Genomic DNA, 20,651 nt, shown 5'->3' with positions numbered 1-20,651 from the left:
GTGCTGGCCTCGGCGTCAGCGAAATCCCGAGGTTATTTTGTCCTGTCGCCGCGCCTTTTGGCGGGGGGACGCGCTACCGCGCCCGTCGGAACCGGCTCAAAATCGAGCCGCCGGAATTGCCCATTCCGCAATGAAGAGATGGTAGCGGAGGAGGGATTTGAACCCCCGACACAAGGATTATGATTCCTCTGCTCTGACCTACTGAGCTACTCCGCCACTGGTCAAACGATACCTGCTCGCGAAGCGCTGCGGGCTCGTGGGATGAGCGGCTTATAAGGTGCGCTTCGGCGTTGTGTCAAGCGCATGAATAGAGAAAAACGCTGGGCTTGGCCGCCCGCCCTCTCCATCGGTTTCAGGCGGCGACGGGGCCGGCGAGCAGCGCCTTGAGCGAAGCCTCGGCCGAGGGTTCGCGCTCGGAGCGTTCGATGAAGCCGCCGCCGAAGACGCGGGCGTCGTCGCCGGGTGCGGAATAGAGCGCGCAGGCCTGGCCGGGAGCAATGCCGGCCTCGCCGACCGTCAGATCGACATAGGTGCCGGTGGAATCGACATGCAGCACGGCCGGCGCCGGCGCCCTGGTCGAGCGGACCTTGGCGTAACAGCCAAAGCCTTCGCCGGACGCTGCTTCCGCAAGCGTCTCGTCGCCGAGCCAGTTGACGTCGCGCAGATAGACGCGGTGGGTTTCCAGCGCCTCCTTCGGGCCGACGATGACGCGGCGCGACCGAGCGTCGAGATAGACGACATAGAGCGGTTCGCCGGTGGCGATGCCGATGCCTCGGCGCTGGCCGATGGTGAAATGCAGGATGCCTTCATGGCTTCCCAATATGCGGCCGTCGAGATGGACGATCTCGCCGGCAAGCGCCGCATTCGGCTTCAGCTTGGTGATGATGTCGGAATATTTGCCCTGCGGCACGAAGCAGATGTCCTGGCTGTCGGCCTTCTTCGCGACGACGAGGCCCATCTCTTCGGCCAGCCGGCGGGTCTCGGCCTTCGGCAAGCCGCCGAGCGGAAAGCGCAGATAATCGATCTGCTCCTGCGTCGTGGCGAACAGGAAATAGCTCTGGTCGCGGTCGGCGTCGGCCGGACGGAACAGCGCGCGGCGGCGGGGATGTTCGGGCGAAGGGTTCGGCCGCGAACGGATATAGTGGCCGGTCGCCAGCGCATCGGCGCCGAGCTCCTTGGCGGTCGCCAGAAGATCGGCGAACTTGACGGTCTGGTTGCAGGAAACGCAGGGGATCGGCGTTTCGCCGGCCACATAGCTTTCGGCGAAGGGATTGATCACCGTCTCGCGAAAGCGCTTTTCGTAATCGAGCACGTAATGCGGAATGCCGAGCGTCTCGCAGACGCGGCGGGCATCGTCGATATCCTGGCCGGCGCAGCACGACCCGGCGCGATGAACGGCGGCGCCATGATCGTAAAGCTGCAGCGTAATGCCGAGCACGTCGTAACCCTGCTGTTTGAGAAGGCCGGCCACGACGGAGGAATCGACGCCGCCCGACATGGCGACGACGACGCGGGTCTCTTCCGGCTTCTTGTCAAAATCCAGTGTGTTCAACGGTAGTGCCAAATTCTGCGCGCTCATCATCCGCCCTTGCGCTGGAATTGCGGCGGATTGCTGTATCAGGCGGGATCGGCCGCCTTTCGATCAGCGATCGATATAGAAAGGATTGTATCGGGACGCAAGGGGCGGCGTTCGGGAGGCCGATCGGTTTCGCCAGTGAGAAAGGAAGGCGCGGCCGAAGCCGCGCCTTGAAAGCGGGGGTGCGGCTCAGGTGCCGATCAGCTTGTTGCAGGCGAATGCGATGCCTGGATTGGCGATCACGGCGGTCATGAGCGCCAGTCCTATTATCGAGAATGAATAGGGTTTCATATGCATCCTCCTTCCAGCCAATGCCAATTATGCCGCTCCGGCCGCCGTTCTCAAAATAACGAATGCTTGAGCACCAGCCGGCTCAACCGCAAATCGTCGAGCAAATAATTATCGCCCTATGGAACTATTCTTTCGATCATGCGTTGCCGGTGATCAATGTCGCAATCGAATGCTGCGGAGGGTTTCATGGTCAGGTTCGGCACGACGGCGGATTACAATAGGATCAGACACTGGATCGAAGAGCGAGGCGGCCATCCCGCACGCATCAAGGACGCGAGCGACAGCGAAACCGTTCGCGTCGATTTTTCCTCGGATACCCAGGAGGAGATTTCCTGGGACGAATTCTTCCAGGGTCTCGACGGCAGCAGGCGCGCCTTCCTTCATCGCACCAAGGCTGAGGACGATAGAGCCCGTTTCGGCAAGATCGTTCGCCGCAAGTGCTTGCCTCACTGAAATATACCCATTGCTGACGCAGAAAACTCGGCGCCATTTCCGGCGCCGGGTTCTCCTGCTTCCTTGGGAGGAAGGAAACTCACTCTATGTTGAATGTCAGCAGCTTTGCCTGGCGGATTGCCTGGTGCGCCGTCAGCCGTTCGAGGACGCCGTCCTCCACCTCGCCGTCGACATAGAGCAGCGCGATGGCGTCGCCGCCCTGCTTGTCGCGGCCGAGCTGGAAGTTGGCGATGTTGACGCCGGCAGCACCGAGCGTCGTGCCGATGAAGCCGATCATGCCGGGAACGTCGGTATTGGTGATGTAGATCATGTGCGAGCCGACATCGGCATCAAGATTGATGCCCTTGATCTGGATAAAGCGCGGCTTGCCGTCCGAAAACACCGTGCCGGCGATCGAACGCGTCATGCTCTCGGTCGTCACCGTCAGCTTGATATAGCCGTCGAAGACGCCTGTCTTATCGCGCTTGACCTCGGAAAGCACGATGCCCTTTTCCTTGATCATGATCGGCGCCGAAACCATGTTGACGTCGGCGACCTGCGGGCGGATGAGACCAGCGAGCACCGCGCTCGTCAGCGCCCGCGTGTTCATGTTGGCAGTGACGCCGTCATAAAGGATCTCGATTTCCTTGATCGGCTCCTCGGTGACCTGGCCGACGAAAGCGCCGAGAACGTCGGCAAGACGGATGAAGGGCTTGAGGATCGGCGCTTCTTCCGCGGTGATCGACGGCATGTTGATAGCGTTGGAGACCGCACCCTTGACGAGATAGTCCGACATCTGCTCGGCCACCTGCAGAGCGACGTTTTCCTGCGCTTCGGTCGTCGAAGCGCCGAGATGCGGCGTGCAGACGACGTTTGGCAGGCCAAAGAGCGGGCTTTCCTTGGCGGGCTCGACCTCAAAGACGTCGAAGGCGGCACCGGCGACATGGCCGGACTTGATGGCTTCGGCGAGAGCTGCTTCATCGACCAGTCCGCCGCGGGCGCAATTGATGATGCGCACGCCGGGCTTGGTCTTCGCCAGCGCTTCCTTGTTGAGGATGCCGCGCGTCTTGTCGGTCATCGGCACGTGCAGCGTGATGAAATCGGCCCTGGCGAAAAGCTCGTCCAGCTCGACCTTGGTGACGCCCATCTCCTCGGCGCGCTCCTTGGAGAGGAACGGGTCATAAGCGACGACATGCATCTTGAGGCCGATGGCGCGGGCGCAGACGATCGAGCCGATATTGCCGGCGCCGATGACGCCGAGCGTCTTGCCGGTGATCTCGACACCCATGAATTTCGACTTCTCCCATTTGCCGGCCTGCGTCGAGGTATCGGCTGCCGGAAGCTGGCGAGCAACAGCGAACATCAGCGCAATCGCGTGCTCGGCCGTCGTGATCGAATTGCCGAAGGGCGTGTTCATGACAATGATGCCGCGGCGCGAGGCGGCCGGAATATCGACATTGTCGACGCCGATGCCGGCGCGGCCAACGACCTTGAGGTTCTTCGCCCCTTCGATGATCTTTTCAGTCACCTTGGTGGCGGAACGGATGGCGAGGCCATCATATTTGCCGATGACTTCGAGCAGACGGTCCTTGTCCTTGCCGAGCTGCGGTTCGAAATCGACTTCGACGCCGCGGTCGCGGAAGATCTGGACGGCGGTTTCCGACAATTCGTCGGATACGAGAACGCGAGGTGCCATGAGGGACTCCTTCAAAAATGTTCAGCGATGGATGAAATCAGGGGCTCCGCCCTGTGGCGGAGCCGGATGCGATCACGTCAGGCAGCAGCCTGAGAGAGCTGCGCCTTCTGCGTTTCGAATGCCCACGAAAGCCAGGGCATCAGCTTCTGCATGTCGGATGCCTCGATCGTGGCGCCGGCCCAGATGCGCAGACCGGACGGCGCGTCGCGGTAATGGCCGATGTCATAGGCGACACCTTCCTTTTCCAGCAGGCCGACCAGACCCTTGGCGAAATTCGCCTGACCATCGTCGTCCAGCGCCGCGATGTCCTTGTCGATGATCTTCAGGCAGACGGAGGTGTTGGAGGCGGTTTCCGCCTTGACGGCGAGATTGGCGATCCAGTCATTCGCCGCGACAAAATCGTGGATGACCTTGGCATTGGCATCGGCGCGCGCGATCAGCGCCTTGAGACCGCCGAGCTCTTTGGCCCAGAGCAGCGCATCGATATAGTCCTCGACGCAGAGCATCGACGGCGTGTTGATCGTCTCGCCCTGGAAGATGCCTTCCGTCAGCTTGCCGCCCGAGGTCATGCGGAAGATCTTCGGCAGCGGCCAGGCCGGCGTGTAGGTGGTGAGGCGCTCGACGGCGCGCGGCGAAAGAATGATGACGCCGTGCGCGCCCTCGCCGCCGAGAACCTTCTGCCAGGAGAAGGTGACGACATCGAGCTTGGCGAATTCGAGTTGCTGGGCGAAAGCGGCCGAGGTGGCGTCGCAGATCGTCAGGCCCTTGCGGTCGGCGGGGATGAAATCGCCGTTCGGCACGCGCACACCTGATGTGGTGCCGTTCCAGGTGAAGACGACGTCACGGTCGAAATCGACAGCCGAGAGATCGGGAAGCTCGCCGTAACCGGCTTCGAGCCTTCGCACATCCTTGAGCTTCAGCTGCTTGACGACATCGGTGACCCAGCCGGCGCCGAAGCTTTCCCAGGCGAGCATGTCGACGCCGCGCTCGCCGAGGAGCGACCACAGCGCCATTTCGACGGCGCCGGTGTCCGAGGCCGGAACAATGCCGATGCGGTAATCCGCCGGCACTTCGAGAATTTCACGGGTAAGGTCGATGGCCTGCTTGAGCTTGGCCTTGCCGACCTTCGCGCGGTGCGAACGGCCGAGGGCCGCGTCGGAAAGGGCTTCGAGCGACCAACCGGGGCGCTTCGAGCAGGGGCCAGAAGAAAAATGGGTATTATGCGGACGGATGTCCGGCTTTGCGGTCTTCGCCATGATGCTATCCTCTCAGATAGAAAGCCCTTCGTTGGGGAAGGGTGTCCCGCCGCCGTGTGTATGGATCGGCGGCGTCATAGTCAAGGTCGAAGTGTCGCAAGCGGTAGATATTTTGACGCAGGCGGAGTGGCGAAACTGAAAAAGCCGCCCCACCGGGGGCGGCTCTTTGATGCAAGCGGATTGAATTTACTTGTAGACCGGCTGCTGCAGCGGAATTTCCGGAGGCGGCTCGTAGCTTGCCTGGGCGCATCCGCCGAACAGATAGCGGGCGCCGACGCGAGCTTCGTGGACGCTCAGACCCTTGTCGCGGCCCGGGCCGCCGTTTTCGGCATAGCCGAACATGTTGCCGCCGTCGATATGCAGGTAGCGGTAGCCGACATCGGCCTTGATGTTGCAGGTAACGTCGACCGAGGCGCCGGCCATGAGTGCATAGGTGAAGCGCCAGTTGCCCTTGCCGCCATGGGTGACCTCGTCATCGCAGAAGCTGCCGTCATCGGCGCAGGCGACGTTGCGCAGGTTTTTCCACTTGACGTAGGAGCCGCCGATACCCGCGCCGACATAAGGCGTGACGTAGCCGTAGGTGCCGAGATCGACATAGGCGTTGGCGAGCAGCGTATAGGCCGTCAGCGACGAGCGGTCGCGCGAAGTGCAATCCACCAGCGGGAAGCCGCACTGACCAACCGTCGAGCCGCGGAAGTCGGCCTGGGTGAGATAATCGAAGGTCAGATCGGTGCGCAGATAGCTGTTGATCTGGTAACCGACACCGCCGCCGATCGTCCATGCGTCGTCGAGGTCAGCATCGTCGAAATCGACTTCGGTAGCATTGCTGCCCTGGAAATAACGGGCACCGCGCAGATCGGTAAAGGCATAACCGACATCGCCGCGCAGGTACCAGCCCGTCGCTTCACTGACCGTCACCTCGGGCGGCTGCTCCGGGATGGGCTCGGCCGGAGCGAAGTCCGCGGAATAGGCATTTGTCGCGATCAACAATGCCGCGAAGATGCCGGACAAGCTTCTTTTCATGGATCCCACTCCAAAATCCGTTACATCGGCAGGCTCAAGTCGCCGCCAATCTGATACGCTTCGTATGGATAATGAACCGGAAACGTTAAAAGCTGCTTAACCACGATTATTTACTGTAGATCTTGAAGCTTCATGTAGAGGAAACTTCGATTGTCGCGGTAACGTCCTTTGAAGTTATGACGTGACGAGGCGTTTGGGCTGCTTTGCGTGCTAGCTCTTCCCATATCCTCGTCCGGCTGTGACGCGGCATGCAATATCATCCGGCTAGGACGCTCACCCCAGCCTCATTCCTCTGCTCGTCACAGCAATCCAATGCGCCCAAGTCCTTGGCGCGGGAAACTCCCTTAATCGTATAGGAGTCATTCCCGGCGGCGACACGCCGTGGCTCGATTCCTGTGACGAGCACAGGATGATGGAGCGTGTAGTAGGTGCCGGCGTGATGAACCACCCGTTGTGGTATCCCTCTGTACGCTGACAGCGAGTTTGACCAAAACGCCAACCACACTCTCCGTCATCCCAGGCCTTGAGCCTGGGATCCATGGCACTGTTGCTGATGGATCCGGCGTGGATGCTCGGCTCAAGGCCGAGCATGACGGTGGTGGGGTTGGGCCGAAGGAGCCACTCGCACCGTAGACGCGGGTGTAGGGAGGTCATCCGCTAGCGAAACCAGACAATGCCATTCCCCGCATAAACTGACTCGGTCAGGTTGGATGGGCACTTGCGCTAGATTTTCTGCCGTAGAGCGTAGTGTCGAACGAATCTTCACGAGCAAAGCACGCCGGTCTATCCTTCAGCCACACGGCACACCGATTAGCCCTCATCCTGAGGTGCCCAGCAGGGGCCTCGAAGGACGGGGGCGGGCGGCTGGGCACTTACAGCCCGCCGAATTTGGATAGCGCCCGGTGGCCGACCTCCCCCTTCGGGGCACCTCAGGATGAGGGCGGAGGGAGGGGCCTCGTTCATTCTCTGAGTATCGGTGCAAACGCCCAACCATGTCGCCGAGCCCGATCTGCCCTCAGAAAATCAGGCAGCGGTACGGACGTTTGAAATGGTGCCGATCAACTCGTTGACGATGCGCTCGATCTGGGCGCGATCGTCGCCCTCAGCCATGACGCGGATCAGCGGCTCGGTGCCGGAGGGGCGGATGACAAGCCGTCCCGTCTTCGCAAGCTCGGCTTCGGCATCGGCGATCGCCTTCTGCACCTGGATATCCTCCAGCGGCTTGCCCCCGCTGATGCGGACATTGCGCAAGAGCTGCGGCACCGGCTCGAAGCGGCGGCAGACCTCGCTGACGGTCCTGCCGGTGCGTTTGACGGCGGCAAGGATTTGAAGCGCGGCAACCAGGCCGTCGCCCGTCGTGCCGTAATCCGACAACACGATATGGCCCGACTGCTCACCGCCGACATTGTAATTGTGCTGGCGCATATGCTCGACGACATAACGGTCGCCGACCTTCGTGCGGGCGAGCGCCATGCCGCGCTCGTCAAGAAAGCGCTCGAGGCCGAGGTTGGACATGACAGTGGCGACGATGCCATTACCACGCAGCTGCTGGCTCTCGGCCCAGCTCTCGGCAATGACGGCCATCAGCTGATCGCCGTCGACGATCGAACCATTCTCATCGATGATGATGACGCGGTCTGCATCGCCATCGAGCGCGATGCCGATATCGGCACGCACCTCGTCGACCTTCTTCTGCAGCGCGACCGGGCTGGTGGAGCCGCAATTGAGATTGATATTGGTGCCGTTCGGCTCGTTGCCGATGGTGACGACGTCGGCGCCGAGCTCCCAGAGCACGGCAGGCGCCACCTTATAGGCAGCGCCGTTGGCGCAGTCGATCGCGATCCGCAGGCCCTGCAGGGTCACGTCGCGCGGCAGGGTGCGTTTGGCGTGTTCGATATAACGGTCATGCACGCCGTCGACGCGCTTGGCGCGGCCGATGTCATCGGACTTGGCGAGCTGCGTGCTTAGGTCCTTTTCGAGCAAATCCTCGATCTCGGCCTCGATGTCGTCGGACAGCTTATAGCCATCGGGGCCGAACAGCTTGATGCCGTTGTCCTCGTAGGGATTGTGCGAAGCCGAGATCATCACGCCGATATCGCAGCGCAGCGAACGGGTCAGCATGGCGACCGCAGGCGTCGGGATCGGGCCGAGAATGAAGGCATCGAGGCCGGCGGCGGTGAAACCCGCGACCATGGCGTTTTCGAGCATATAGCCGGAAAGGCGCGTATCCTTGCCGATCACAACGCGATGGCGATGGTTGCCGCGACGGAAGATCGTGCCGGCGGCGATGCCGACCCGCATGGCGAGATCCGGTGTCATCGGGAAGACATTGGATTGGCCGCGAATGCCGTCGGTCCCGAAATAGCGTCTTTTCATCTACACTCCTGCACTTTCCGCGCGCCATTCAAGGCAGCGCACCGTTCCAAGCGAATCTGGCTTCAATGGAATGTCGTCAATCCAGGAGCGTGATTCATGCTTGCCTTAATTCAGCGGAATGCCACAAAATGCGGCGATCGGCACGTAAATTAGCAAGAAAAATGATTATATCCCGTTACCAATAGAAAAGGCCGGATCTCCCGCTTGGGAAATCCGGCCTTGTTCAATATGGCGTTGGCGGCTCAATGCGGCTGCGGTTCGAGGCCGGCTTCGGGCTCGTCGCCCTTGGTCGCAGGCCGCGCGCCGGCCTTCGGCACGGCCGAACCACGGCTCGGCGGTGAGTCGTCGCCGAGATCGCGAGACGGCTTCTCGCCGCGAATCAGCGCCTTGATCTCTTCGCCGGTCAGGGTCTCATATTCCAGCAGGCCTTCGGCGAGAGCGACGAATTCGTCGTGCTTTTCCGTCAGGATCGTACGGGCCTGCGTATAGGCCTCGTCGATCAGGCGGCGGACTTCATTGTCGATCTTCTGCGCGGTCGCTTCCGACACGTTCTTCGACTGCGAAACCGAGTGGCCGAGGAACACCTCCTGCTGGTTCTCGCCATAGGCGACCTGACCGAGCTGATCGGAGAAGCCCCACTGGGTGACCATGGCGCGGGCAAGCTTGGTCGCCTGCTCGATGTCGGAGGAGGCACCCGACGTGATGTTCTCCTTGCCGAAGGTGAGTTCTTCGGCGACACGGCCGCCCATCATGATGCAGAGGCGCGACACCATCCACTTGTAGCTCATCGAGTAGCGGTCGCCCTCGGGAAGCTGCATGACCATGCCAAGCGCACGGCCGCGCGGAATGATCGTCGCCTTGTGCAGCGGATCGGCGACAGCGACATTGAGCGCGGTGATGGCGTGGCCTGCTTCGTGATAGGCGGTGAGCTTCTTCTCCGCCTCGGTCATCGCCGAGGAGCGGCGCTCGGCGCCCATCATGATCTTGTCCTTGGCGTCCTCGAATTCCTGCATGGTGACCACACGCTTGTTGCGGCGGGCGGCCATCAGGGCGGCTTCGTTGACGAGGTTCATCAGGTCGGCGCCGGAGAAACCGGGCGTGCCGCGGGCGAGAACCTTGAGATCGACATTCGGCGCCAGCGGCACATTGCGGGCATGCACCTTGAGGATGCGCTCGCGCCCGACGATGTCAGGGTTCGGCACCACGACCTGCCGGTCGAAACGGCCGGGACGCAGCAGCGCCGGGTCGAGAACGTCGGGACGGTTGGTGGCGGCGATCAGGATTACGCCTTCATTCGCCTCGAAGCCGTCCATTTCGACCAGCAGCTGGTTCAACGTCTGCTCGCGCTCGTCGTTGCCGCCGCCGAGACCGGCGCCGCGATGGCGGCCGACCGCATCGATTTCGTCGATGAAGATGATGCAGGGCGCATTCTTCTTCGCCTGTTCGAACATGTCGCGTACGCGGCTTGCGCCGACGCCGACGAACATTTCGACGAAGTCGGAACCGGAAATCGTGAAGAATGGCACATTGGCTTCACCGGCGACCGAGCGGGCGAGCAGCGTCTTGCCGGTACCCGGAGGGCCGACGAGCAGCACGCCGCGCGGGATCTTGCCGCCGAGACGCTGGAATTTCTGCGGATCACGCAGGAATTCGACGATTTCTTCGAGATCCTGCTTGGCCTCGTCGACGCCGGCGACATCATCGAAGGTCACGCGGCCATGCGCTTCGGTCAGAAGCTTGGCCTTGGACTTGCCAAAGCCCATCGCGCCGCGTGAGCCCCCTTGCATCTGCCGCATGAAAAACAGCCAGACCCCGAGAATGAGAAGCATCGGCAGGAGCGTGCCGAGATAGCTCAGAAACCCCGAGGAACCATCCGTTTCCGGACGGGCGGAAACCAGGACATTCTTCTGCTGCAGGCGATCGAGCAGGCTGTCGTCGATTACAGGGGAGTAGGTCTGAAAGGTGGTGCCGTTTTCAACATAGCTTCCGGAAACACGGTTGCCCGTGACCACGACATCCTTCACCCGGCCCGCATCGACCTCACGCAGAAACTGCGAATAAGGGATTTCGCGGGAGCCCGTCTGCGCCGGCGCCGTCTGAAACATACTGAACAGGGCGATCAGCAGAAGCGCGATGATCGCCCACAAGGCAAAATTACGTAAGTTAGGGTTCATTGAACTCCCCAGCACTGGGACAGCCGCCTCATGGCGACCGTCTTATTCATTCTAACATAGGGTTGCGCCGTGCTGTTGCCAAGGCAATCCCCCAGGTCAGATGGTTTTTCCGTCAATACTTCTTAAAGGCAGTCCCGCATAGGGCGCCATCGCGAAAACCGCCGAAAGCCTATCGGCAAAGATGAAATCAAATCGTGTCAAAAAGCGGTCGAAGGGTGCGAAATAGGACGTCAGATGGATCGAGCCGACAGATTCCCGAGATAGGGGGTCTCCATCGACGGAAAAAGCCGGCGCTGAGGCGACGGCACGTTTCCATGCCGCCTTGGGCAGGCCCCTGCTCCACTCCCCCTCATTCCTGTGCTCGTCACAGGAATCCAGGGCGCCCAGGTCCTTGGGCGCGGAAGACTCACTACTTATTGTCGAGTCATTCACCGCGGCGACGCGCGGTGAATGGATTCCTGTGACATCCCTCGGGCGAAGCCCTGAGGACACAGGAATGAGGGAGGAGCTGGTGGCCTGCGCTTCTATCCTTACGGTCGCTCCGGAACCGTTTACGACTTCAAACCTCCCATCCCACACCCCCGCCTCTCCCGGCCGCAAAATCATCGGTACAATCCCCCGGCTCTCCCGCGCCAAATAAATCCCGTCACGCCTGCGATCGAACACGACTCGACCGGTAGTCATCCGCCCCGGTTCCCCGCCGGTGACAAACGAGAGAAGGCGCTCCATATGCGCCCTCCCCGGCACGAATGCCTGCCCGCCGAAGACGGCTGTCAGACGGCCGAGCGCATAGTCCAGAACTGCGCGATCCTGCCGCAAACCATCAACAGATACCTGCCCAAGCAGGCCGCCATGAAGCCTGAAATGGCGGTCCAGCCATTCGGCGGCGCGCAACGACAGAGCCAGCCGCGCTTCCCAGGCCGCGCGAATATCCGTCTCCGTCGCTCGATCGGCGGATAGCTGCCGGCGCACCCGCACGCGCTCGTATTTCACATCCTCATTGCTGGGGTCGTCGATCCACGAAACACCCTGATCTTTGAGAAAAGCGCGGATATCTGTCCGGCTGGAAAAGAGAAGCGGCCGCAAAATCCAGAACCGCCGATCGAAAAGCACCGCATCGGCGATGCCTGATGAAAGCTGCTCCGTTCGCACGCCGCGCATGTGCAATGTTTCGCGCTGATCGTCGAGCGTATGGCCGGTGACGATGAGACTGGCGCCGAGCCTCTCTGCCGATTCCGCCAAGAGGTCGTAGCGAGCCCCGCGGGCCGCGGCCATGATGCCGGTTTTCGGCTTTTCGCCCTGCCAGACTGCGATGATATGGGGAATGCCGAGCGATGCACAGAGCGCGGCGACCTGTTGCGCTTCGTCCGCGGAGCCGGCCCGCAGCCGGTGATCGACAGTGGCAGCACAGAGTGAAATCTTGCGATGAGGCGCGGCCTTCACGGCTTCGTCGAGGAGGAGAAGCAGGCCGGTGGAATCGCTGCCGCCCGATATCGCGACGAGAAGGCGCGCAGGACTTTGAAGCGATTCGAGGAGCTGGAGGATTGCCGCTTGAGGCGATGCGGCTTCCGGAGACATTCCGGAAGACCTTAGCAGGCGAGGCGTTTTTGTTCGCTCGCAACCTTGCTTATGACGGCGCGTGACGCCTTCGGATAGCGCTTCGAGACCTCGCGCAGCGTCGCGCAAGCCGTCTCCTTATTATCGAGGGCCGCAAGCGACATGCCAAGTTTCAGCAGCATTTCCGGCGCCTTTTCCGAGCTGCCGTATTTCTGGTGAGCGTTGAGGAAAGTCTTGGCCGCCTCGTTATATTTACCCTGCGAATAGAGCGCTTCGCCGAGCCAGAAATTGGCGTCAGCGGCCCGCGCGCTGCTCGGGTAACGGGCGATGTACTGGTTGAATTCCTGCTCTGCAGTGCCGTAATCGCCTGACAGGACGTGGCCGTACGCTGCCTTGTACTGATCCGCCTCACTGCCGAGCGAGGCCGTCTGCTGGGGTGTGCGGCCATTGGCATCGGGAATGGGGCCGGAGCCGATGGTGGCATTTTCGTCGACGGTTCCGCCGATCGGGTTGCCGTTCTGATCGAAGTCGATCGAGCCGAGCTGCTTCGGCGGCTGGCCGAGGCCGGTATTATCAGGCACATCGGTGGAGGGAGCCGTTTCGGCTCCCTGCGGTGCTTGGATCACTCTCGCGACATCATCGCCACCGGACGCTGCCGGAGCGGCATCAGTCTCGCTCTTCTTGACAGGCGCCTTGGCGCCACCACCGCCGGAACCGGTTTTTTCAAGCTGCTGGAAGCGGAATTCATTGTCTTCCTGCTGCTTGCGGATCGTCTCCTGCATCTGCAGCAGCTGGAAGCTCATCTCCTCGATTCGGCCGTTCAGCTGTCGCAGCTGCTCTTCGAGCTGCTGCACGCGAACCTCGGCGTCGCCGCTCTGCACCTTGATAACGGGCGCCGCCGCCTGGTTTTCCGCGGATCGGCCGCCCAGATGCAGCCCGAAGAACGAGGCCGAATAGGCCGCCCGTTCGCTCCCGGTCACAGCCGCGAGGCACAGCATGCCTGCCACGACAAGTTTCTTCATATGTATCGTCCTGTCCCAGTGATTCTTCGCGCCTTGAGGCACGAACAGGAGACTTTTCCAATTGCTGTCAAAAAGCAACGGAGTCTGGCCAAAGTGTGGTCAAAAAGAAAAGGCGGCCCCTGACGGAACCGCCTTCCAGAAACGAATGATATCGGCAAATTACATGCCGGCACCGCCGAGCACGGTGACCGCGCGGCGGTTCTGCGACCAGCAGGAAATATCGTCGCAGACGGCGACTGGGCGTTCCTTGCCGTAGGAGATCGTCTTCATGCGCTGCGCCGGAACGCCGCGCGAAGCGAGGTAATCCTTGGCGGCGGCAGCACGTCGGGCGCCGAGCGCCAGGTTGTATTCGCGCGTGCCGCGTTCGTCGGCATGACCTTCGACGGTGATCTGGTAGTTCGGGTAACGGGCGAGCCACTGCGCCTGACGGTCGAGCGTCTGCGAGGCATCGGCGCGGATCGACGAGGAGTCGGTATCGAAGAAGATGCGGTCGCCGACATTGACCGTGAAGTCCTGTGCCGAACCTGGCGTTGCGGCACCACCCGCGCCGGCGCCAAGGCCGAGTTCACCAGCGCTGTTCGGCGGCTTCTTGGCGCAGCTTGCGAGCGCGAGACCGGCGAGAAGCGCGATCATGACGGGGTTGCGGGCGAAATTCTGCATGCGGCTCATTGCCGGGGTGTGAATTCGGCTCATGGCCGGGTCTCCTTGCGATTTCAGGGTTTCCGGACAGTAACCGCACTCGGTTAACCGCCCCTCAAAGATTATGGTTAACAATTTACTGATTTGTCCCGTAGTCGCCCGGTTTCCATGATTCTGAGGCGACATGAAGGCATTGCCGCGCCTGCTACTCCAGAAGCGGCGACCAAGCCGGGTCGGAACCGTAGGTTGGTGTCTTCACAAGCTGCTCGTTGTAACCGGTCAGGTCGATCGAATAGAGCTGCGGACCGCCGGCACCTGCCGCCTGGCGGAAGAACATCAGCACGCGGCCGTTCGGCGCCCAAGTCGGGCCCTCATTGTGGAAGCCGGTCGTCAGGATGCGCTCGCCCGAACCGTCCGGCTTCATCACGCCGATCGAGAACTTGCCGCCGGACTGCTTGGTGAAGGCGATGAGATCGCCGCGCGGCGACCAGACCGGCGTCGAATAGGAGCCGTCGCCGAAGGAAATACGGGTCTGGCCGGAACCATCGGCATTCATCACGTAGATCTGCGGCTTGCCGCCGCGGTCGCTTTCGAAGCTGACGCGGGCACCATCGGGCGAATAGGAGGGCGAAGTGTCGATTGCCGCCGTCGAGGTCAGCCGCGTCGTCGTGCGCGAGCGCAGGTCCATCGTATAGATGTTGGAATTGCCTTCCTGCTGCAGGCTCATGATCACCTTCTGCCCATCCGGCGAAAAGCGCGGCGAGAACGTCATGCCCGGGAAGTTGCCGACGACCTCGCGCTGCCCGGTTTCGAGTTGCAGCAGATAGACCCGCGGCTGCTGGTTGGCGAAGGACATGTAAGTGACTTCCTGCCGGTTGGGCGAGAAGCGCGGCGTCAGCACCAGGTCGCTGCCGTCGGTCAGCATGCGCACGTTGAAGCCATCCTGGTCCATGATCGCCAGCTGCCGCTTGCGCTGCTGCTTGGTCCCGGATTCGGAGACGAAGACGACGCGGGTGTCGAAATAGCCTTCTTCACCGGTGATCTGCTTGTAGATCGCATCGGCGATGATGTGGGCGACACGGCGCCAGTTCTCCGGCTGGGTAAAGAACTGCTGACCGGTCATCTGCTGCCCGGCGAACGGGTCCCAGAGTCGGAATTCGGCGCGAAGACGGCCATCTGCTTCCTTGGTAACCCGGCCGGTGACCAGCGCCTGTGCATTGATGACCTTCCAGTCCTCGAACCGCGGCGAAGCGTCCGGATTGGATATTTTCTCGATGAAAGCGCTCTTGTTGATCGGCGCGAACAGACCGGATCGCTGTAAATCGGCGGCGATGACTTGCGAGACCTGCGCGCCCATGTCGCCCTGGAAGTCCGTCACTGCAATCGGCAGCGGCTGGATGTTGCCCTTCCGAAGATCGAGAGTGAGCACCGCATTAGCCGGCGTCGTAAAGGCTGCGACCCCAATCAGGCCTGCAATGACCATCAGAGCGCGGATGAGGGAACACTTGACCATATCAAACAAGCCTTTCAGCATCTTATTGGGTAAAAGCGCTGGTGTCGAAGTTCAAAATGACTTCCTTCCAGGCATCGTATTTGTCTTTTGGGAGCATCACGTAAGGGGCTGCGCCGATAACTGCGCGAAGAGCGGCCTTAGTCATGATATCTCTTGTATGTTCACTGCCACCACTGACATCCACCTCGGGGGCGCGGGCAACGCGACCATTCTGATCGAGGCGCACATGAACTCGCAGTTGAACACTAGCCGCATCCTTCAAGTTACCAGGGAGGATAAAACGATCTGTGACGGCCTCTCTCATCGCATCAATGGCCGCAATACTCAAAACAGGTCTTTTCGATTCGTTTTTTCCTCCGGCCCTCGTCTCCGCATTTCCAGCAGGGGCGAACGCGAAAGCGACCATCAAAAACGTCAGCGTCCCGACAACCTTCGCAATATGGGACAAGTTCCGTTGCATCTAAATTCCTAGGCTGCTCGCATCGAAGTTGAGGACGACCTCACTCCAAGCGTCATATTTGTCCATCGGAAGGGTCGAGGAAAAAGAAGGCGCGGATTTCATCACGGCACGGTAAGCAGCGCTCTCTAGCGCACGGCGGGTGGAATCACTGCTGCTTCCACCAGACGATCCCACCTCCGGCTGACCAATAATGCTACCATCTTTACCCAGTTTGAACTTAACCGTAATCACCAGGCCGGAAAGTCCCTCCATTCCAGGCGTCACGAGCCAATTACTTTCGATCAAACTGCGCATCGCGTCTTCTTCGCTCTGGCTGAGTTTGGAGCCACCATTGCTCTTCTTCGCACCGAGCGATGCCTCCTGGGTCGAGCGCTTGGCGCCGCCGGCCGAAGGATCGGTCTTGTTCAGCAAGATCGAAATCTCATCCGCGTTGAAATCGCTCTTCATTGACGAGGCGGATTTCGCTACTTCCTGTTTCTTGTCGGCCTTTTTCTTGTCCGTCGGTTTTTCCGCAGCCTTCGGCTGGTCTGGAGTCTTTTCCGGCGGCTTTTCAGCAGCCTTCTGCGGCTCCGGCGGCTTTACCTGCGGCTTGACGACCGGCGTCGGCACCTTGTCCGGCAATGCTTCCGCATCCGGCTTCGGCGGCTCCTCAGGCTTGGCCTGTTCTTCCGGCGGCTTTTCCTCGGGCTTCGGCGGCGTCACTTCAACCGGCTTCGGCGGCGGAATGGAAGCAACTTCCTTCGGCTGCTCGACCTCGGTCTCTTCCTTGTTGACTTCCTTGACGTCGTTCGGCTTGGGATCGACCTGCGGCTGCGGCTTTTCGCTGGAATTGGCGGCAGCCGCCTCGCTGTTGCTCGGCTTGGCGTTCGGCACCGGCGGCGTCTTCAGGTCGACATTGTTGTCGCCGGCGTTTTCGGCCGGCTGCGCGATCGGCGGCCGTGTCGTCGGCACTGGCGCAGACGTCTCCTTCTTCGGCGCCTTCTTGTCGCCCTGCTGCATCTGGGTAATGGATTCCACCGGCACGAGATCGACCGGCATCGCCTCGAAATCCTCCACCTTGAAGGATTCCGGGGCGCTCAGCGACACCATCGCCCAGGTGAGCACCAGGCAGTGCAGAACAGCAGATGTGACGACGCTGGTCTTCATCTTGAACGCTATTGGTCCTTCTTCTGCTGCGTCACCAGGCCGATATTCTTGAAGCCGGCGCCTTGGATGCGCGCCATGACGTCGGCGATGACGCCGTAAGGCGCCGTTGCGTCGCCGCGCACGAAGATGCGTTCGTTATAACCGGTGGTGGCGATCGCCTCGAGCTTGGCGGCGATCTCGGCGGCCGGGATCGGGGTTTCCTGCAAGAACACCTCCCCGTCGTTCTTGACGGAAATAGTGATCGGCTGCGTCTCGGAATTCAATGCTTTGGCCTGCGTTTCCGGCAGGTCGATCGGCACGCCGACGGTCATCATCGGTGCGGCGACCATGAAGATGATCAGAAGCACCAGCATGACGTCGACGAGCGGCGTCACGTTGATTTCGGAGATGACGGCCCTATTCCGACCGCCGCGACGGCGGCGTCCACCGCCCCCGCCGCCATTGCCTCCAACAGCCATACCCATGTCAGAATACTCCGTTGGTTACTGAGCGGCAGCACGCGGCTGCAGCTTCTCGTCGATCTGGCGCGAAAGTATGGCGGAGAATTCGTCCGCGAAACCTTCCATGCGCGCCGAGAGCTTGCCGGCATCGGCGGAGAACTTGTTATAGGCGATAACCGCCGGAATAGCGGCGACAAGGCCGATCGCGGTGGCGAGCAGCGCTTCGGCGATACCGGGCGCCACGACCGCGAGATTGGTCGACTTAGAGCCGGCGATCGCCTGGAACGAGGTCATGATACCGACGACCGTGCCGAACAGGCCGATGAACGGACCGGCCGAACCGATCGTCGCAAGCGACCCGAGACGGGCGCCGAGATATTCTGTTTCACGGGCGAGCGTCACGTCCATCGCACGGTCGATACGCATCTGCAGGCCGATCGGCGAGCGGGCGCCGCGTTCGAAGGATTTCTTCCACTCGCGCATGGCCGCGACGAAGATCGACGCCAGGCCGGTGTTGTTGCGCTCCGACAGGGAGCGATAGAGTTCTTCCAGCGACTGTCCCGACCAGAACACCTGTTCGAACTTGTCGAACTGGCGGCGTGCGCGGCCATAGGCCAGGTATTTGTCGATGACGATCGCCCAGGTCCACACAGAGGCTGCGATGAGCCCGAGCATGACGAGCTTGACGACGATGCCGGCCTGCATGAAAAGCGACCAGAGGCTGACGTCCGTCGTGGCTGCTGCCAATCCTACTTGTTCCATTGATCCAAAATCCCCGAATCCAAACGCCCGGTGCTGGACCGGGCGGCACAAAGTGATCTCGCAAGAAGTGTCCGGCGGCCGCCGCCCAAAGCCCTGGTCAAGCTTCCAAGCTCATCTTCCGCCTTCTTGCCGTCAAATTTGGTCAAAGGAAGGCGTGCACCGCACAAACTCCGACTTTCCCAGTAAGACACTATTATGGTTAATAGATCGTTAGTGCCGGACTGTGACAGCAAGCCTGTATTCGCAAGGTTTTATTCCATGGATTACTTGAACAAAGCGAGGTCCGGCTGCCGAAGAGCGCCATCCCGCAGCGGGAGGAATTCCTTCCCATAAAGCTCAAGTTTTGACAAGGCCGAATTTCGAACGATTCGGCGCTATAGCGGCATGCTGCCCTCCAGGAATTTCGCCGCCAGCGTTTCCGGCAGCCTTCTCGGCCGCCCCTTGGCGTTGATGACGGCGATGATCACCTTGGCTGAAATCAGCAGCATCTCGCCGCAACGGATCTGCTGGTTGAGCACCATCTTGGCGCCGCCGGCCTTTTCCGTGTGCGTCAGGATCGTCAGCACGTCGTCCATGCGCGCCGGGCTCTTGAAGTCGATCTCCATGCGATGGACGACGAAGACAAGCCCCTCCTCGTCGGCGCTGACGAGCTCGCGCTGCTCGACGCCGAGGCAGCGCAAATAATCGGTGCGGCCGCGCTCCAGGAAATGCAAATAGCGGGCGTGATAGACCAGGCCGGAGAAATCCGTATCTTCATAATAGACCCGCTGGACGAGGCGGTGTCCGGTCTCGGTCAGCTCTCCCGAGATGGAAAAAGGGCGTTCCGTCATAATTTTCTCCAAACTCCGGTGCCCTCTTTGGCGCAACGCTTCTCGACAGGCAAGCAATGAATGCCCGAGCGACAAGCATTGAATGATTGTCATAATTCCTAACTATTCCCGATAAATGAGATTGATCAGGAGACGATGTGATGAAAATTGCGGTTATGGGCGGAGACGGTTTCATTGGTTGGCCCACCTCGCTCCACCTTTCCGACGCCGGTCATGACATCCATGTCCTCGACAATCTCTCGCGCCGCTGGATCGACACCGAACTTGGCGTTCAATCGCTGACGCCGATGGATTCGATCCAGGAACGCACCCGCATCTGGCATGCGGAGACGGGACGCCGCATCCACTTCAATCTGATCGACCTTGCCAAGGATTATGAGCTCCTGAAGAAATGGCTTTCCGAGCACCGGCCCGATGCCATCATCCATTTCGCCGAGCAGCGCGCCGCTCCCTATTCGATGAAGAGCGACCGCCACAAGAATTACACAGTCAACAACAATGTCAGCGCCACACATAACCTCTTGAACGCACTGACCGAGCTCAGCCTCGACGCCCACCTCATCCATCTCGGCACCATGGGCGTCTACGGCTATTCGACTGTGGGCGCAGCGATTCCCGAAGGCTATCTGCCGGTCGGCATCGAAACAGCGGGCGGCAAGACGGTCAGCCAGGAGATTCTTTATCCCGCCAATCCCGGCTCGATCTATCACATGACCAAGTGCCTGGATCAACTTCTCTTCCAGTTCTACGCCAAGAACGACAGCTTGCGGATCACCGACCTGCACCAGGGCATCGTCTGGGGCACGCATACCGAACAGACGCGACGCCACGCGCAGCTCATCAACCGTTTCGACTACGACGGCGATTACGGCACGGTGCTGAACCGCTTCCTCATTCAGGCGGCGATCGGCTATCCGCTGACCGTGCACGGCACCGGCGGCCAGACCCGCGCCTTCATCCATATCCAGGATTCGGTGCGCTGCATTGAGCTGGCACTGCAGAATCCTCCTGCCCGCGGCGCCCGCGTCGAGATCTTCAATCAGATGACGGAGACCCACCGGGTGCGCGACCTTGCCGAGATGATCGCCAAGATCAGCGGCGCCACGATTGCCTGGCTGCCAAATCCGCGCAAGGAAGTCGCCGAAAACGAGCTGATCGTCCGCAACGAAAAATTCCTCGATCTCGGCCTCGAACCGATCACTCTGGAGGCCGGCCTGCTCGGCGAGATCGTCGACGTCGCGAAGAATTTTGCCTACCGCGTCGACCGCGCCCGCGTGCCGGCCGTCTCCGCCTGGACGAGGGATATTGCCGCGACGATCAACCACGATCCGGAAGGCAAGCGGCTGAAATCGGTGTCATGAGCAGGAGCGAATTCGCATTGAAGGACGCAATAAAACTCCCTCAACAAGTTAGTTTAAGCCGTGACCGGCATTGCCTGGTTTCGCTGGCAGATGGCCT

General features: G+C 60.9%; 17 protein-coding genes and 1 tRNA gene. 2 read left to right on the top strand and 16 right to left on the bottom strand.

Annotation, left to right across the window (positions count from 1 at the left end):
- Window positions 1-139: 139 nt before the first annotated feature.
- Window positions 140-216: transfer RNA gene (locus PYR71_RS18670), tRNA-Met, on the bottom strand.
- Between the two features lie 136 nt (window positions 217-352).
- Window positions 353-1,552, bottom strand: coding sequence for a tRNA 2-thiouridine(34) synthase MnmA (gene mnmA / locus PYR71_RS18665; RefSeq protein ID WP_275620381.1), 1,200 nt, complete (start codon window positions 1,550-1,552; stop codon window positions 353-355).
- A 501-nt stretch (window positions 1,553-2,053) separates the two neighbouring features.
- Between mnmA and PYR71_RS18660 the strand changes: the two genes are divergently transcribed.
- A complete protein-coding gene (locus PYR71_RS18660; RefSeq protein WP_275620380.1) occupies window positions 2,054-2,320 on the top strand; it encodes a hypothetical protein in 267 nt (88 codons plus the stop codon).
- A gap of 79 nt (window positions 2,321-2,399) precedes the next feature.
- On the opposite strand, the gene serA is transcribed toward PYR71_RS18660, so the two are convergent.
- The 14 genes from serA to ybgC form a co-directional block, all read right to left on the bottom strand.
- Window positions 2,400-3,995, bottom strand: a complete 1,596-nt coding sequence (gene serA / locus PYR71_RS18655) for a phosphoglycerate dehydrogenase (RefSeq protein WP_275620379.1) — start codon at window positions 3,993-3,995, stop codon at window positions 2,400-2,402.
- Between the two features lie 77 nt (window positions 3,996-4,072).
- On the bottom strand, window positions 4,073-5,251 hold the full coding sequence (locus PYR71_RS18650) for a phosphoserine transaminase (RefSeq protein ID WP_275620378.1): 1,179 nt from the start codon (window positions 5,249-5,251) through the stop codon (window positions 4,073-4,075).
- Window positions 5,252-5,437: 186 nt separating this feature from the next.
- Window positions 5,438-6,274, bottom strand: coding sequence for an outer membrane protein (locus PYR71_RS18645; protein ID WP_183918123.1), 837 nt, complete (start codon window positions 6,272-6,274; stop codon window positions 5,438-5,440).
- 1,023 nt (window positions 6,275-7,297) lie between these two features.
- Window positions 7,298-8,650: a phosphoglucosamine mutase gene (gene glmM / locus PYR71_RS18640; RefSeq protein WP_064683357.1), complete on the bottom strand. Its 1,353-nt coding sequence runs from the start codon at window positions 8,648-8,650 to the stop codon at window positions 7,298-7,300.
- Between the two features lie 242 nt (window positions 8,651-8,892).
- The gene (gene ftsH, locus PYR71_RS18635) at window positions 8,893-10,824 is read right to left on the bottom strand and encodes an ATP-dependent zinc metalloprotease FtsH (protein ID WP_038691074.1); all 1,932 of its coding nucleotides are present in this window, start codon (window positions 10,822-10,824) and stop codon (window positions 8,893-8,895) included.
- 96 nt (window positions 10,825-10,920) lie between these two features.
- Complete coding sequence (tilS, locus tag PYR71_RS18630) at window positions 10,921-12,402, bottom strand: tRNA lysidine(34) synthetase TilS (protein ID WP_275620377.1); 1,482 nt, start codon at window positions 12,400-12,402, stop codon at window positions 10,921-10,923.
- An 11-nt stretch (window positions 12,403-12,413) separates the two neighbouring features.
- Window positions 12,414-13,403 (bottom strand): tol-pal system protein YbgF, encoded by a 990-nt coding sequence (ybgF, locus tag PYR71_RS18625; protein WP_183918118.1) that lies wholly within the window; start codon window positions 13,401-13,403, stop codon window positions 12,414-12,416.
- A 159-nt stretch (window positions 13,404-13,562) separates the two neighbouring features.
- Window positions 13,563-14,096: a peptidoglycan-associated lipoprotein Pal gene (gene pal, locus PYR71_RS18620; protein ID WP_064683354.1), complete on the bottom strand. Its 534-nt coding sequence runs from the start codon at window positions 14,094-14,096 to the stop codon at window positions 13,563-13,565.
- A gap of 151 nt (window positions 14,097-14,247) precedes the next feature.
- Window positions 14,248-15,555, bottom strand: a complete 1,308-nt coding sequence (gene tolB, locus PYR71_RS18615) for a Tol-Pal system beta propeller repeat protein TolB (protein ID WP_275620376.1) — start codon at window positions 15,553-15,555, stop codon at window positions 14,248-14,250.
- Window positions 15,556-15,577: 22 nt separating this feature from the next.
- Window positions 15,578-16,015: a hypothetical protein gene (locus tag PYR71_RS18610; RefSeq protein WP_275620375.1), complete on the bottom strand. Its 438-nt coding sequence runs from the start codon at window positions 16,013-16,015 to the stop codon at window positions 15,578-15,580.
- Window positions 16,016-17,161 (bottom strand): hypothetical protein, encoded by a 1,146-nt coding sequence (locus PYR71_RS18605; protein ID WP_275620374.1) that lies wholly within the window; start codon window positions 17,159-17,161, stop codon window positions 16,016-16,018. It abuts the gene before it with no gap.
- 8 nt (window positions 17,162-17,169) lie between these two features.
- Window positions 17,170-17,625: a protein TolR gene (gene tolR, locus PYR71_RS18600; protein ID WP_003542730.1), complete on the bottom strand. Its 456-nt coding sequence runs from the start codon at window positions 17,623-17,625 to the stop codon at window positions 17,170-17,172.
- An 18-nt stretch (window positions 17,626-17,643) separates the two neighbouring features.
- Window positions 17,644-18,363 carry a protein TolQ gene (tolQ, locus tag PYR71_RS18595; RefSeq protein WP_004671617.1) on the bottom strand — a complete coding sequence of 240 codons (720 nt, stop codon included), beginning with the start codon at window positions 18,361-18,363 and terminating at the stop codon, window positions 17,644-17,646.
- Between the two features lie 374 nt (window positions 18,364-18,737).
- Window positions 18,738-19,193 (bottom strand): tol-pal system-associated acyl-CoA thioesterase, encoded by a 456-nt coding sequence (gene ybgC / locus PYR71_RS18590; protein ID WP_275620373.1) that lies wholly within the window; start codon window positions 19,191-19,193, stop codon window positions 18,738-18,740.
- A 140-nt stretch (window positions 19,194-19,333) separates the two neighbouring features.
- On the opposite strand from ybgC, the gene PYR71_RS18585 reads away from it, so the two are divergent.
- Window positions 19,334-20,554, top strand: coding sequence for an NAD-dependent epimerase/dehydratase family protein (locus PYR71_RS18585; RefSeq protein ID WP_275620372.1), 1,221 nt, complete (start codon window positions 19,334-19,336; stop codon window positions 20,552-20,554).
- The last annotated feature ends 97 nt before the right edge of the window (window positions 20,555-20,651 follow it).

The organism is Rhizobium mulingense, from assembly GCF_029194105.1.
GTDB lineage: Bacteria > Pseudomonadota > Alphaproteobacteria > Rhizobiales > Rhizobiaceae > Rhizobium > Rhizobium mulingense.
This window is presented reverse-complemented; position numbering and strand designations above follow the sequence as displayed.

Excerpts from the sequence above, each read along its gene's own strand:
- PYR71_RS18645 (WP_183918123.1), bottom strand. The coding sequence starts at position 6,274 with ATGAAAAGAAGCTTGTCCGGCATCTTCGCGGCATTGTTGATCGCGACA.
- serA (WP_275620379.1), bottom strand. The coding sequence starts at position 3,995 with ATGGCACCTCGCGTTCTCGTATCCGACGAATTGTCGGAAACCGCCGTC.
- tolQ (WP_004671617.1), bottom strand. The coding sequence starts at position 18,363 with ATGGAACAAGTAGGATTGGCAGCAGCCACGACGGACGTCAGCCTCTGG.
- ybgC (WP_275620373.1), bottom strand. The coding sequence starts at position 19,193 with ATGACGGAACGCCCTTTTTCCATCTCGGGAGAGCTGACCGAGACCGGA.
- PYR71_RS18585 (WP_275620372.1), top strand. The coding sequence starts at position 19,334 with ATGAAAATTGCGGTTATGGGCGGAGACGGTTTCATTGGTTGGCCCACC.
- ftsH (WP_038691074.1), bottom strand. The coding sequence starts at position 10,824 with ATGAACCCTAACTTACGTAATTTTGCCTTGTGGGCGATCATCGCGCTT.
- ybgF (WP_183918118.1), bottom strand. The coding sequence starts at position 13,403 with ATGAAGAAACTTGTCGTGGCAGGCATGCTGTGCCTCGCGGCTGTGACC.
- PYR71_RS18650 (WP_275620378.1), bottom strand. The coding sequence starts at position 5,251 with ATGGCGAAGACCGCAAAGCCGGACATCCGTCCGCATAATACCCATTTT.
- tolR (WP_003542730.1), bottom strand. The coding sequence starts at position 17,625 with ATGGGTATGGCTGTTGGAGGCAATGGCGGCGGGGGCGGTGGACGCCGC.
- pal (WP_064683354.1), bottom strand. The coding sequence starts at position 14,096 with ATGAGCCGAATTCACACCCCGGCAATGAGCCGCATGCAGAATTTCGCC.
- tolB (WP_275620376.1), bottom strand. The coding sequence starts at position 15,555 with ATGGTCAAGTGTTCCCTCATCCGCGCTCTGATGGTCATTGCAGGCCTG.
- tilS (WP_275620377.1), bottom strand. The coding sequence starts at position 12,402 with ATGTCTCCGGAAGCCGCATCGCCTCAAGCGGCAATCCTCCAGCTCCTC.
- PYR71_RS18605 (WP_275620374.1), bottom strand. The coding sequence starts at position 17,161 with ATGAAGACCAGCGTCGTCACATCTGCTGTTCTGCACTGCCTGGTGCTC.
- PYR71_RS18610 (WP_275620375.1), bottom strand. The coding sequence starts at position 16,015 with ATGCAACGGAACTTGTCCCATATTGCGAAGGTTGTCGGGACGCTGACG.
- PYR71_RS18660 (WP_275620380.1), top strand. The coding sequence starts at position 2,054 with ATGGTCAGGTTCGGCACGACGGCGGATTACAATAGGATCAGACACTGG.
- glmM (WP_064683357.1), bottom strand. The coding sequence starts at position 8,650 with ATGAAAAGACGCTATTTCGGGACCGACGGCATTCGCGGCCAATCCAAT.